Source organism: Pseudomonas quercus (assembly GCF_012033695.1).
In the GTDB taxonomy this organism is placed as follows: domain Bacteria; phylum Pseudomonadota; class Gammaproteobacteria; order Pseudomonadales; family Pseudomonadaceae; genus Aquipseudomonas; species Aquipseudomonas quercus.
This window is the reverse complement of record NZ_JAAVJI010000006.1, coordinates 214,079-226,792: the sequence shown is the minus strand read 5'-3', so window position 1 is coordinate 226,792 and position 12,714 is coordinate 214,079. Positions and strand designations below refer to the sequence as shown.

Sequence of the window (12,714 nt, the reverse complement as noted above, 5' to 3'; positions counted from 1 at the left end):
TACATCCTGTCAAGCGTTTATTTTGCGAAGTTTTCAGAATTTCTCGTTCAACTTCAAACACTTGACCGCTTCACCAACCTCTCGAAGCGGGAGGCGAATTCTACAGCGTTACAACCTGCTGTCAACTCCCTTTTTCACCGCATCCGATCCGGAGACCGAAGCACTTCCAGCACCTTTGAAACTGTAAACCCTTGATTCTCAAGAAGTTTGCTGTTCCGTTGTCGCTGGAAGTGGGGCGTATTATAAGGGGATTCGAAAGCGCGTCAACAGGTATTTTCAAAACACTTCAAATTACAGGTAGCGCCCAGCATTGCCTCGCGGCGAGGCTTCCGCGATCATGCCCGCCTGCTCGTTCTATCTATAAGGTCCACAATGGCTACCTCTGCGCCCCTGCGCGCTCTCGCTTTTCCTATCAGCCTGCTGCTGATAGCCATGGCCTCTATACAATCCGGGGCTTCCCTGGCCAAGTCGCTGTTTCCTCTGATTGGTGCGCCAGGCACCACCGCCGTACGCCTTGTATTCGCCGCCGTGATTCTTCTGGCCGTTCTAAGGCCGTGGCAAAGCAGGCTGACACTCCATGGCATGCGACACGTCGCGGTATACGGCCTGGCCTTGGGCGGCATGAACTTCCTGTTCTATATGTCACTGCGCACCGTGCCTCTTGGAATTGCCGTGGCGCTGGAGTTTACCGGCCCTTTGGCAGTGGCTGTCTTGTCCTCCAGGCGCAAGGTCGACTTCTGCTGGGTAGGGCTGGCTATCGCCGGCATGGTGCTATTGATTCCGGGCGCTGCCAACGGCGCAGGCATGGACATGACCGGAGCACTGTATGCGCTAAGTGCGGGGGCTTGCTGGGCACTTTATATAGTGTTCGGCCAAAAGGCGGGGGAAGCCCATGGCATTCAGACGGCAGCCTTGGGCGTGGGCATCGCAGCTTTGTGCATCGCGCCCTTTGGCGTCGCTGCTGCGGGGAGCACGTTGCTGAACCCTGCCATCCTGCCAGCAGCCATTGGTGTGGCCGTTCTGTCTACCGCCCTCCCCTACAGCCTGGAGATGGTTGCGCTTACCCGAATGCCCGCTCGCACCTTTGGCATACTGATGAGCATGGAGCCTGCCATTGGCGCGCTCTCAGGGTTGGTTTTTCTAGGTGAGCAACTGTCAACGAACCAGTGGCTTGCCATTGGCGCAATCATCGCAGCATCCATAGGTGCCACGCTCACTACGTCCCGCCAACCGGCAGCCGTGGCGGCTGCCGACTGAACGTTGACTATACTGCAGCGGTGCGCTCGATCAGCCAGGCCAATGCCTGCCCGCTGACCAGGGGCGACAGCCGCTCGCGCACGTGGGCATGGTAGCCGTTGAGCCATTCACGCTCGCTCGGCGCAAGCCTTTCCACCGCCAGGCAACGCGTATCGATGGGGCACAAGGTGAGGGTCTCGAAGTGAAGAAATGCCCCGAACTCACTTTCGCCTGCAGCTCTGGTGGCTACCAGGTTCTCAATACGCACGCCCCAGCGACCAGGCCGGTACGTACCCGGCTCAATGGAGGTGATCATCCCCTCACGCATAGCGGTATGCGGCCCGGGCACGGCCTGGTAAGCAATAACCTGCGGCCCTTCATGCACATTCAAGAAATATCCCACACCGTGCCCGGTGCCGTGACCATAGTTGACGCTATCAGCCCACAGAGGCGCGCGGGCTATAGCATCGAGCAATGGCGTTGCAATGCCTTCCGGAAAACGGGCGGCGGAGAGCGCAATCATGCCTTGCAGCACTCTTGTACAATCTCCCTTCTGATCCGAGGTAAGCTCGCCCACCGCGACCATTCGGGTGATATCTGTGGTACCCCCGACATACTGGGCGCCTGAATCGATCAACAACAAACCATTGCCCTCGATGACCGAATGCGCCGTGTCTGTCGCCCGATAGTGAGGCAAGGCACCGTTGGCGGCAAAGGCTGCGATCGTGGCAAAGCTGGGACAGATATAGCCAGGCTGACGCGAACGCGTAGCGATCAACTGGTGGTCAATATCGACTTCGGTGACCCGCGTGGTACCCAAGGACTGCTCAAGCCATGCAAAGAATTCACACAGCGCTGCGCCGTCGTGCTCCATAGCCGCACGCACATGGGAAAGCTCAGCCGCCGTTTTGCGGGACTTGAACAGGGTAGACGGGTTGATTTGCTCCACCCATTTCACGGACTCAGGCACAGAGGCCATGACACCTGCAGTAACGCGCGCGGGGTCAATCAGCAACGAGGTACCGGGTTGCAGCGTAGCAAGGTCTGCCTGGGCCTGGGTGTAGTCCCGAACCTCCACACCGCCTTCAGCCAATGACTGAACCAGAGCCGGAGCCAGTTTGCCTTGCCCTACCCATAGCAATGCCGTGTCCGGCTTTATCAAGGCAAAGGAAAGAAACACCGGGTTGTAACTGACGTCACTACCGCGCAGGTTGAACAACCAGGCAATGTCATCCACTGTAGCGATAAAATGAGCGTCTGCCCCCGCACTGGCCATGGCCTGCCGTACGCGGGACAACTTACTATTTAAGGATTCGGTAGCCGCCGGCGCCTCGTGCGCATAAACAGGGGCAGAGGGCAGATCAGGCCTGTCATGCCATATGTCACCTATCCAGTCCCGGTCAGAACGTAGAGAGATACCTCGCCCAACAAGCCGCTCACGCAAGCTGCGTTCGGCCTGCAAAGCCAGCACCCTGGCGTCTACTGCCACACTTGCCCCCTCAGCTAGCTGCTCAGCTAGCCAATCCTGGGGAGCCGGCGCGCCGGGCTGAAGCTTCATCAACTCGATGCCGCTGCCTGCCAACTCACGCTCGGCCTGCTCCCAATAACGGCTATCGGCCCAAAGGCCTGCGAACAATGGCGTGACAACCAAAGTACCTACCGACCCGTTGAAACCTGACAACCAGCGCCGTGCCTGCCAATGTTCAGGTAGATATTCAGACAAATGCGGATCGGCAGAAGGCACCAGTAGCGCATCCAGCTGCTCGCGCAATAGCAACTCACGAATGCTGGCAAGGCGCTCAGGGACCGAGGCCAATGGACTAGGGGAAATCATCGGAGCTCCATTACCACCAAGGAAAAAAGCAATCATGCGGCAGGTGCTGCACAGCAGCAAGCCGGTTTGATTCGCCTTTAACCCACCTGCAAAGCAGACGCCTTGCTGCCAGAGGCTTGCTCGCGCGCCTTCAGTTAACTGTCGCGGCCCTCTGGGGACACCGACGCGCCCTGCTGGGCGAGGTTGGATGCTTCAGCATCCTGCCCACGAACCAGCCTGGCACGTGCCTGCATATACTGCTCATACGGCAAGGCTTGCCGGTTAAGCGCTTCCAACGACAGCTCGAAGCGCTCCTCGTTGGAATAGCCGCGGGATTCGGGGCTACTTGTGGCGCAACCGGTCAGCATTGCCAAGGCTATCAACGAAGCCAGCAGCATCGAGCGTTTCATGGGACCTCCAGCCCTGTCAGGGTCAATGTCTCGGGATGCCTAACGCTAAGCCTTGGCACGCGAACCGGGAAATCAACGAATCTGATAGTGGCTATTGCCCCCGCCATTGAACCCTTCAGGTTGGGCAACACTGCCGGCTCCACCCCTTCACAAGCTAGCCTGGACCTTGCTAGCGACATCAGCCGGCAACCAGCGCGTTAGCCAATCGGGGTGCTGCTGAAGCAACTCAAGTGCCACGGTACGCGGGTCACGATGCTTTTCACTCATACCAGCCAGGGCCTGATTGAGCGGCATGATTGGGAGATCGACCTTGGCGAAGGCAGCGCTAATGTCCGGATGCGCCTGCTCGAATGCTTTGGATACACCAATGGATAGTTTGGAGGCCAGTGAGCGTGTGGGCCTTGGATTCTCATTTTTAGCGTCGGTCAGGGTTTTCCACGCCTCGGCATCAAAAGGCGGCTCTTCAAGCTGTATGAAGTCATAACGGCCCAAAAGCGGTGTGGGGCTCCAGTAATAGAACAGTACTGGCTTGCCGCGCTTGACCGATGACGTGATCTCAGCATCGAGCGCTGCGCCAGACCCTGCCCGGAAGTTGGTGAAACTGTCCGCCAGGCCATAGGCTTTAAGTTTCTGACCATTGACGACTTCGGATGTCCAGCCGGTGGGGCTATTCAAAAAACGACCCTTGCCGGGCGTTTCAGGGTCCTTGAACACATCCTTGTACCGAGCCAGGTCTGTAACGCTGTGAAGGTCTGGCGCAAGGGGCTTTATTCCCTTGGCAGGGTCACCCTTCACGACATAAGCAGGTACCCACCAACCCTCCGTAGCACCTTTGACGATATCACCAAGCCCTTTGACCTGCCCCTTTGCTTCAGCCTCATTCCATACAGGGCTGCGGCCGGCCCACTCTTCGGCAATAACTTGGATATCGTTCCTGGCCAGGCCGGCTTCCAAGGTAACGGTGGTGCCAGGCAGGGTGTCAGTGGGCAGCCCATAGCCTTTTTCGACCACGAGCCTGAGCACCTCGGTGATCACACTGCCGCTTTCCCAATTCAAAGCGGCGAAGCGGACAGTTTCGGCCGCTTGCGCTGTGGAGAACGCACTCAATACAAGCGCGGCCCCTAAGCCAATTGCTTTTAAACTACGGTTGATCATCTGGAACCTCAAGGCTGGTGGCAAATAACAAGCACAGCCTAGCCGAGGTTCACCCAGAAAGTATGCCTACTGTTCACTGGCCTTGAAGGTCAACTCCCCTGTTCGCCATTTAGCGGCCTTGGCCACAGCGCCCTTGAGGGGCTTGGTAAGCCCGCCCACCAGTTGCTCCTTGGCTGCGAATACCAACATCACGCTTTGCCCCTGACGGAACACGATGCCGCTGCCAAAAGGTGTTTCAACAAAAGCATATTCACCCAGGCCATAAATGGTGAACTTGAGATCACGAAACTTTACTTCCAACTTTCCGCCTTCACGGCTAGGCAACACCGCCGCACGAAAATGATCACCTACTTTCAGCTGCAAGCCTGGCTTGTCGTCGACTACAAGTGCCGACTCAGTATCCACTTCTGCCATGTAGAGGCTGTCTGCGGATTGTTCAGTGATGTATACAAAACGAGATTGAAATAACTTGACCAACTTTGCGCGCAAATCACCCAGCACAAACAGGGCGTGCATCTCCAGACTGCTGACTGCCAACGGACTATCCTCAACACGATGAAATAACCAGTAACGCTCACGTACGCGCTGCCCTGCGGCGAAACTCGCAGCAGGAAGCAAAGTGAGTGACGAGCCGGCACGTATCAGGGGCCATAAAAAGAGGCCCTCCACGTAAAGAGATGCCGACCCTATGGATTCTCATCAAAATTCGTAGCGAAGAAAAGCCCTTTCCGCTGTTCCTGTAAAAAGGATCGAAAAACCCACCGAACTCCTAGGCGGCGCTATGGCTCCAACCCCTTGACCGAAACCTCTCACCCGAACGAAGACTGGAGGCCCCATGGAAGACGTACACCACTCACTCGAGAGCCTGTTCGCACAACTTGGACTGGAGACTGACGGCGATAAAATCGATCAGTTCATTGACACTCACCAACTTGCCGCCGATGTAAAAGTGTCCGAAGCAGAATTCTGGAGCGATGCCCAAGCCAGCTTTCTGAAGGACGCGATCATGGAGGACGGGGAGCAGGCCCCTTGGGTGGACGAGCTAAACACTCGCCTGCACCATGATGCCAACCAGCAGGCCAGCTGACATCTGGCCAGTGCAGCCCGCTGTTCACAATGCAGGCTGCACACTCAATACCAGCAATACCAGCGCTGAAAAGACCACTAACGGTAGCCGTACAGGTCAGGCCTGACGCTGGTGGCGGTCCAACTGCTCATGACGCTCCTGCGCCTCGATGCAATATTTAGTAGTAGGGCTGATCAACAGGCGCTTGAGGCCAATGGGCTCACCACTGTCTTCGCACCACCCAAAGCTGTCATCGGCAATGCGGTCCAATGCCTGCTCAAGCTGCGGCAGCATGCGCTGGTCCCGCTCAATCGCATTCACCAGCCAGTGACGCTCCTCTTCCACCGAGGCTGCATCAGCCGGGTCTGCAGGGGAATCCAGGCTTTCAATAGCGATACGGCTTTCGTCGATGCGCGCCTGCGTTTCCACTTTCATGGTTTTCAGCAGCGTTGTGAAATACGCGTGCTGTTCGGCATTCATGTAGTCATCGGCCGGCATGGCCAGCAACTGTTCCTTCGTCATTGAGTTCTCGATAAACCTGGGTAACACGGGATCATAGGGCGGTCGCGCCAGCGAAACCGCGCGACGGATAAAAGCGAATAAAGGGCGGGAGTCTACGGGCGTGAACGTCGCGCAGCAATAGCGAACGCGGATTTGGAACCCTGGGCCAACCAGCTCGCAGGTTGAAACCTCGCTATTTAGCGCAAACCCTTGGTCGGAGAACATGACAAGTAGATGAAAGATGAGACCTGCCGCGTTCAATAATGAGTCTCATTATGTTACAAAACCCACTCTCATTCGTTCAAACCCGGTGGCCGATGCTCGTCCCTTTTCTTATCATGCTGCGCGAAGGCATTGAAGCGGCGCTTATCGTTGGCATCATTGCCAGTTACCTCAAGCAGACCGGCCGTGGTGAGTGGATGCCGGCGGTTTGGATAGGCGTGTTCCTGGCCGCGGCCCTTGCCCTGCTGGCAGGAGGAGGCCTTGAGCTGGCCAGTGCCGAGTTTCCGCAGAAAGAACAGGAACTGTTCGAAGGTGTTATCGGGCTAGTCGCTGTCGGTATTCTAAGCTCCATGGTGTTCTGGATGCGCAAGGTAGCTCGGTCCATCAAGCACACGCTTCATGAATCCCTCGACCAGGCACTGGCGGGGTCACGCAACCAAGTGTTCGCCCTGATTGCCATGGTGTTTTTTGCAGTGGCCCGAGAGGGGCTGGAAACGGTGTTCTTCCTGCTGGCAGTGTTCCAGCAGAGTCAGGGCACCGAAGCGCCTGTGGGGGCACTGCTCGGCCTGGTCGCCGCAGTGCTCGTGGGCGTTGCGCTTTATAAAGGCAGCCTGAAGCTCAATCTGTCTCGGTTTTTCCGTTGGACCGGGTTATTCATTCTGGTAGTCGCTGCCGGCATTCTGGCCAACTCAGTGCAAGCGCTGCATGAGGCTGGCCTGTGGAACAGCCTGCAGCAGGTTGTGTTCGACTGGAGCACAGCCCTGCCGATGGACAGCCCTACAGGGGCGGTATTGGCAGGCATGTTCGGCTACCAGGACACCCCCACTATCAGCACGCTTGGGGCCTGGGTCATTTATCTCACGGTAGCGCTGGCCTTGTTCTTCGCTCCAGTGCGCCCCGTTGCTGGCACGGCGGCACCTTCCATCAGCCATTCCTAGGCGTCTTCAATGCCCAATTCAGTTTCTCGCCCGCCTCGCCTGTTGCGCGTGGCGGTAGCCGGCTCGGTGGCCCTTATGGTCGCTGCCGGCGCACTGTTCTATTACGCTGCCAATGTTGCGTCCGAAAAACGTAAGGCCCATTCCGGCCAGGAAACAGTCGTTACCATCCAGGATCACCACTGTGAGCCAGCCGCCATTACCTTGCCTGCCGGCAAAGCAGCTTTCCGCATTGTCAACGCCTCAGACCGGGCGGTGGAATGGGAAATTCTAGACGGCGTGCTGGTGGTGGAAGAGCGCGAAAACATTGCGCCCGGCTTGAGCCAGGTGATCAATGCCAACCTGCAGCCCGGGCATTACGCCATCACCTGTGGCCTGCTGAGCAACCCGCGCGGCACGCTGACTGTAACGGCCACTGCCGAGTCCGAAGCCAAGGCCAAGGCGCGGCCCGCGATGACAGCGTTCATAGGGCCGTTATCGGAATACCGGGTGTACCTGAGCCAGCAAAGCGGACTATTGATCAAAGCCGTAGGCGATCTGTCAGCCGCCATTGATAACGGCGACCTGGCCAAGGCCCGCAGCTTGTACGCACCGGCACGGGCCATGTACCAACGCATTGCTGGCGCTGCGCAACGCTTTGCGGACCTGAACAACGCCATCGATGCACGTGCTGACTATTACGAAAAACGCGAGCAGGACCCGGGCTTTACGGGCTTCCATCGCATTGAGTATGGCCTGTTCGCCACGCCTGCCAGCAATGCGCCTTCCCTTGCCCCCTTTGCGCAAAAACTGTTGGCGGACGTGACCACCCTCAAGGCCCAGCTACTGGCCCAACCCATTGCCCCTGACCAACTGGTGAGCCTGGTATCACGCAACCTGGGTACGCTGGCCGACAACCGCTTCAAGGGTGAGGAAGAACGCTACAGCCACTTGGACCTCAACGGCTTTACCGCCAACTTTGAGGGTGCCTCCAAAGTCATCGCCCTAATGCGCCCTTTGGTAGAGAAAAGTGCGCCTGACGTGCAAGCGAAGATCGATGCAGCCAGTGCCGCCTTCGGTACCGCGCTGAGCACCTTGCGCAGCGAAAACCGCCCCTACGATCAACTTACTCAGGCGCAGCGCCAGGCCATCGCCGACCGTGCACGCGCACTGGCCGACGCCCTGGATGGCATTGACCCGGCCCTTGGCCTGTCCGCGCTTTAAAGGCACTTACGCAATGACTGACAAACGCCACCTACCCTCCCCCGACCGTCGACGTGTGTTGCTTGGCCTGGGGGCCGCTGGCGCCGCACTGGCAGGCAGCGGCCTGGGTTGCCCAATGTTGGCCCAGGCCAGTGAAAACAAGGTAACAGCCGCGCCCGAAAGCGACCGCACCGAAGACCGCCACCCCTACCAGGGCATTCATCAGGCCGGCATCGTGACCCCTCGCCCCGCTGCAGGCATGTTGGTGGCGTTCGATGTCCTGGCCAGTGACCGCGCCGACCTGGAGCGGCTGTTCCGCACACTGGATGAACGCCTGCGCTTTCTTACCCAAGGCGGGCCGGTCGACACGCTGGACCCGAAGCTGCCTCCACCCGACTCAGGTATTCTTGGCCCTGTGGTTACACCCGATAACCTTACCGTCACAGTATCAGTAGGCGCCTCGCTGTTCGACGACCGCTACGGCCTTGAATCCGTCAAACCCAAGCGCCTTACGCGCATGGTGGGCTTTCCCAACGACGCCCTGGAAGAAGAGCATTGCCATGGCGACCTGACGCTGCAGTTCTGCTCCAATACGCCAGACACCAACATCCACGCATTGCGCGACGTGATCAAGGCACTCCCTGACCTGTTGTTCGTACGCTGGAAGCAAGAAGGCTCCGTACCAGCCCAGGCGCCCACCAAACCTGGCGAACCTGCGCAGAATGCCCGTAATTTCCTGGGGTTCCGGGACGGCAGCGCCAACCCAGACTCCACCGACGCCCATGAAATGGACCGGCTGGTATGGGTTCAGGCCGGCAGCGATGAACCGGCCTGGGCCACCCACGGCAGTTACCAAGCTGTGCGCATCATCCGCAACTTCGTAGAACGATGGGACCGCACACCCCTGCAGGAACAGGAAAGCATTTTTGGGCGGCAAAAGGTCACAGGTGCGCCCATGCAAGGCGGCACTGAGGCCACACTGCCCGACTACCGCAACGATCCCGAAGGCAAGCAGACACGCCTGGATTCCCATATTCGCCTGGCCAACCCGCGTACACCTGGCAGCGAAGCCAACTTGATTTTGCGTCGGCCGTTCAATTACTCCAACGGTGTGAACAAGAACGGCCAACTGGACATGGGCTTGCTGTTCATCTGCTACCAGGCAGACCTGGAGAAAGGCTTTATCACGGTTCAGACCCGCCTGAACGGGGAACCCTTGGAGGAGTATCTCAAACCTACTGGCGGTGGCTATTTCTTCACCCTGCCGGGAGTGCGCGACGCCGAGGACTTTATCGGCCGTTCACTTCTCCTTGCTACACCACATACCACTACCTGATCGAAGGGAACGTCGCTGATGAAAAAGACCATGCTCGCGTCCATGATTGCTTTGAGCGCTCTTGCAGCACCTGCATTTGCAGCCGCCCCTGCCGCACTGGACATGGTGCAGCCCATTTCAGACTACAAGCTGTATGTCACTGAAGAAGTGGGCAACCTGGTCACTCAGACTCAGGCCTTCACGGACGCAGTAAAGGCAGGCGACCTGGCGACCGCAAGGAAACTGTACGCGCCTACACGTGTTCACTATGAAGCTATTGAGCCTATCGCCGAGCTGTTCAGCGACCTGGACGCTTCAATCGACTCCCGTGTGGACGATCACGAGAAAGGCGTTACCGCAGAAGACTTTACAGGCTTCCACCGTATCGAGTACGGCCTGTTCGATCGCAACACCACGAAAGGTTACGAAGGCTTCGCTGACCAGTTGATCAGGGATGTCAAAGACCTTCAGGCGCGTATCGATGGCCTGACCTTCCCGCCTGAAAAAGTGGTGGGTGGTGCGGCAGCCTTGTTGGAAGAAGTGGCCGCTACAAAGGTTACAGGCGAGGAAGACCGTTACAGCCATACGGACCTGTACGACTTCCAAGGCAACGTAGACGGTGCCAAGAAAATCGTCGACCTGTTCCGGCCGCAGATCGAGCAGCAGGACAAGGCGTTTGTTGCCAAGGTAGACAAGAACTTCGCCACGGTCGAAACCATCCTGGCCAAATACCGGACCAAGGATGGCGGTTTTGAAACCTACGACAAGGTCAAGGAGCGCGACCGTAAAGCCATGATCGGGCCGGTCAACACGCTGGCTGAAGACCTGTCTACGCTACGCGGGAAACTGGGTTTGAATTAAGAGCCCGCAGCACGGTTTGCTCCAAAACTAGGCTTGCGTGCGCGACCAATAGCCTAGTTAGTGTCCTTTCGCCAGGCTTGTTCAGGTCACGTGGTGCCATTAAATTGCTAAGCATCAGCTACAGACCCAAGGACCCGCATGGCGCTCACTGACCCGACGATCGAGCTACGCGAAGGCGAAGAGCTCGACATCAAGGCTGTTGACGCCTGCCTCAAGGCCCACCTTCCATCACTGTGGGGCGTGCCGGTAGTCCGCCAGTTCCCAGGGGGCGCTTCCAACCTCACTTACCTGCTGAGCTATCCTGACCGAGCATTGGTACTGCGCCGCCCGCCCCTTGGGCGCAAGGCACATGGTGCTCACGACATGCGCCGCGAATACCATGTGCTCAAAGGGCTGGTAGGTCAGTTTGACTATTCCCCTCACCCCGTGCTGCTGTGTACCGACGACCTGATGATCGGCACGCCGTTCTATGTCATGGAACGGCTCCAAGGCGTAATCCTGCGAAAGGACCTGCCAGCGCCACTGGGCCTGGACGCCCAGGCAACCGCCTTGCTGTGCAAGAGCTTCGTCGACCGACTGGTCGAACTGCACCAAGTGGACTACCGGGCCTGTGGGCTGGAAAGCCTGGGGCGGCCTGAAGGCTACGTGCAACGGCAGATCGCTAGTTGGAGCGAACGCTACACCCGCGCACTGACGCCTGATGCGCCTGGCTGGCAACAGGTTATGACGTGGCTGCAAGACAAATGCCCGGGCGATAGCGGCCGGGCCAGCCTTATTCACAATGACTACCGCTTCGACAACGTTATCGTAGACACGAACAATCCTGTGCGCATCAGTGGCGTCCTGGACTGGGAGTTAGCCACCGTGGGCGACCCATTGATGGACCTGGGCAACTGCCTGGCTTATTGGGTAGAAGCAGGCGACCCAGAACCCGTACTGCGCACCCGGCGACAGCCCAGCAATGCGCCAGGCATGCTGACACGCGCTGAAATGGTTGCGTATTACGCAGAACGCGCTGGCGTGAGCGTAGGTACGTTCGACTTCTATTATGTACAAGGCCTGTTTCGTTTAGCCGGCATTGTTCAGCAACTGTACTACCGCTACTACCATCGCCATACCCGTGACCCGCGTTTCGCTCACTTTGTGTCACTCAATACATTGCTTGAGCAGATGAGCCTGCGGGTAATCCACCAGTCCAACCTTTGAGAGGAGCCACCATGCCTACCGATCTCTTCGACCTCACCGGCAAAGTGGCCTTTGTGTCCGGTGCCAGCCGTGGCATTGGCGAAGCCATCGCACGCTTGCTAGCCCACCAGGGTGCACACGTTATCGTGTCAAGCCGCAAGCTGGAGGCTTGCCAGGCGGTGGCGGACAGCATTGTGGCTGACGGTGGCCAGGCGACGGCACTGGCCTGCCATATTGGCGAACCTGCGCAGATCACTGATACCTTCACGGCTGTGCGCGAACGCTTCGGTCGCCTGGACGTCCTGGTCAACAATGCCGCCACCAACCCGCAGTTCGGTCATGTGCTGGACACAGACATTAAGGCCTTCCAGAAGACCGTTGACGTCAATATCCGCGGGTACTTCTTTATGTCAGTGGAGGCCGGGAAGCTTATGCGCACCCATGGCGGTGGCAGCATCATTAATGTGGCGTCCATCAATGGCGTGTCGCCTGGCGCCCTCCAAGGCGTGTATTCCATCACCAAGGCAGCGGTTATCAACATGACCAAGGTGTTTGCCAAGGAGTGCGCCACACTGGGCATCCGTTGCAATGCGCTGCTGCCAGGCCTGACCGACACGCAGTTTGCATCGGCGCTGGTGAGCAACGAGAAAATTCTTGCTCATGCCTTGGCACACATCCCTATGGGCCGTATTGCCGCGCCGCAGGAAATGGCAGGCGCCGTGCTGTACCTGGCCAGTGCGGCCTCCAGCTATACCACTGGCACCGCTCTGAACGTAGACGGCGGTTACCTGGCATAACCGCCTAGGGAGGGCCGCTCAAACCCAGTTGCCTAA

General features: G+C 58.2%; 14 protein-coding genes. 9 read left to right on the top strand and 5 right to left on the bottom strand.

The features are described 5' to 3' along the window. Together HBH25_RS23085 and rhtA are read left to right on the top strand one after the other, a co-directional pair. A partial coding sequence (locus tag HBH25_RS23085; protein ID WP_218585490.1) for a hypothetical protein occupies positions 1-195 on the top strand: 195 nt, incomplete at its 5' end. A gap of 177 nt (positions 196-372) precedes the next feature. After that, a complete protein-coding gene (rhtA, locus tag HBH25_RS12950) occupies positions 373-1,257 on the top strand; it encodes a threonine/homoserine exporter RhtA (protein ID WP_168084323.1) in 885 nt (294 codons plus the stop codon). 7 nt (positions 1,258-1,264) lie between these two features. On the opposite strand, the gene HBH25_RS12945 is transcribed toward rhtA, so the two are convergent. The 4 genes from HBH25_RS12945 to HBH25_RS12930 form a co-directional block, all read right to left on the bottom strand. Further along, positions 1,265-3,067, bottom strand: a complete 1,803-nt coding sequence (locus tag HBH25_RS12945) for an aminopeptidase P family protein (RefSeq protein ID WP_168084332.1) — start codon at positions 3,065-3,067, stop codon at positions 1,265-1,267. A 137-nt stretch (positions 3,068-3,204) separates the two neighbouring features. Further along, positions 3,205-3,459 (bottom strand): hypothetical protein, encoded by a 255-nt coding sequence (locus tag HBH25_RS12940; protein WP_168084322.1) that lies wholly within the window; start codon positions 3,457-3,459, stop codon positions 3,205-3,207. 147 nt (positions 3,460-3,606) lie between these two features. Continuing rightward, positions 3,607-4,614, bottom strand: coding sequence for an ABC transporter substrate-binding protein (locus tag HBH25_RS12935; RefSeq protein ID WP_168084321.1), 1,008 nt, complete (start codon positions 4,612-4,614; stop codon positions 3,607-3,609). Between the two features lie 66 nt (positions 4,615-4,680). Further along, positions 4,681-5,151 carry a hypothetical protein gene (locus HBH25_RS12930; RefSeq protein ID WP_168084331.1) on the bottom strand — a complete coding sequence of 157 codons (471 nt, stop codon included), beginning with the start codon at positions 5,149-5,151 and terminating at the stop codon, positions 4,681-4,683. 298 nt (positions 5,152-5,449) lie between these two features. On the opposite strand from HBH25_RS12930, the gene HBH25_RS12925 reads away from it, so the two are divergent. Next, positions 5,450-5,701, top strand: a complete 252-nt coding sequence (locus tag HBH25_RS12925; RefSeq protein WP_168084320.1) for a DUF2789 family protein — start codon at positions 5,450-5,452, stop codon at positions 5,699-5,701. Between the two features lie 96 nt (positions 5,702-5,797). Here HBH25_RS12925 and HBH25_RS12920 read toward each other — a convergent pair whose 3' ends face one another. Next, complete coding sequence (locus tag HBH25_RS12920; RefSeq protein ID WP_168084319.1) at positions 5,798-6,202, bottom strand: TraR/DksA family transcriptional regulator; 405 nt, start codon at positions 6,200-6,202, stop codon at positions 5,798-5,800. A gap of 296 nt (positions 6,203-6,498) precedes the next feature. Between HBH25_RS12920 and efeU the strand changes: the two genes are divergently transcribed. The 6 genes from efeU to HBH25_RS12890 all read left to right on the top strand — a co-directional run bounded on the left by efeU (position 6,499) and on the right by HBH25_RS12890 (position 12,678). Then, entirely contained in the window at positions 6,499-7,341 is an 843-nt protein-coding gene (gene efeU, locus HBH25_RS12915) for an iron uptake transporter permease EfeU (RefSeq protein ID WP_168084318.1), read from the top strand. A gap of 9 nt (positions 7,342-7,350) precedes the next feature. Next, complete coding sequence (efeO, locus tag HBH25_RS12910; protein ID WP_168084317.1) at positions 7,351-8,541, top strand: iron uptake system protein EfeO; 1,191 nt, start codon at positions 7,351-7,353, stop codon at positions 8,539-8,541. Positions 8,542-8,554: 13 nt separating this feature from the next. Beyond that, a complete protein-coding gene (gene efeB, locus HBH25_RS12905; protein ID WP_168084316.1) occupies positions 8,555-9,856 on the top strand; it encodes an iron uptake transporter deferrochelatase/peroxidase subunit in 1,302 nt (433 codons plus the stop codon). A gap of 18 nt (positions 9,857-9,874) precedes the next feature. Beyond that, on the top strand, positions 9,875-10,696 hold the full coding sequence (efeO, locus tag HBH25_RS12900) for an iron uptake system protein EfeO (RefSeq protein ID WP_168084315.1): 822 nt from the start codon (positions 9,875-9,877) through the stop codon (positions 10,694-10,696). A 138-nt stretch (positions 10,697-10,834) separates the two neighbouring features. Next, complete coding sequence (locus HBH25_RS12895; RefSeq protein ID WP_168084314.1) at positions 10,835-11,902, top strand: phosphotransferase family protein; 1,068 nt, start codon at positions 10,835-10,837, stop codon at positions 11,900-11,902. Between the two features lie 11 nt (positions 11,903-11,913). Then, positions 11,914-12,678, top strand: coding sequence for an SDR family oxidoreductase (locus tag HBH25_RS12890; RefSeq protein ID WP_168084313.1), 765 nt, complete (start codon positions 11,914-11,916; stop codon positions 12,676-12,678). The last annotated feature ends 36 nt before the right edge of the window (positions 12,679-12,714 follow it).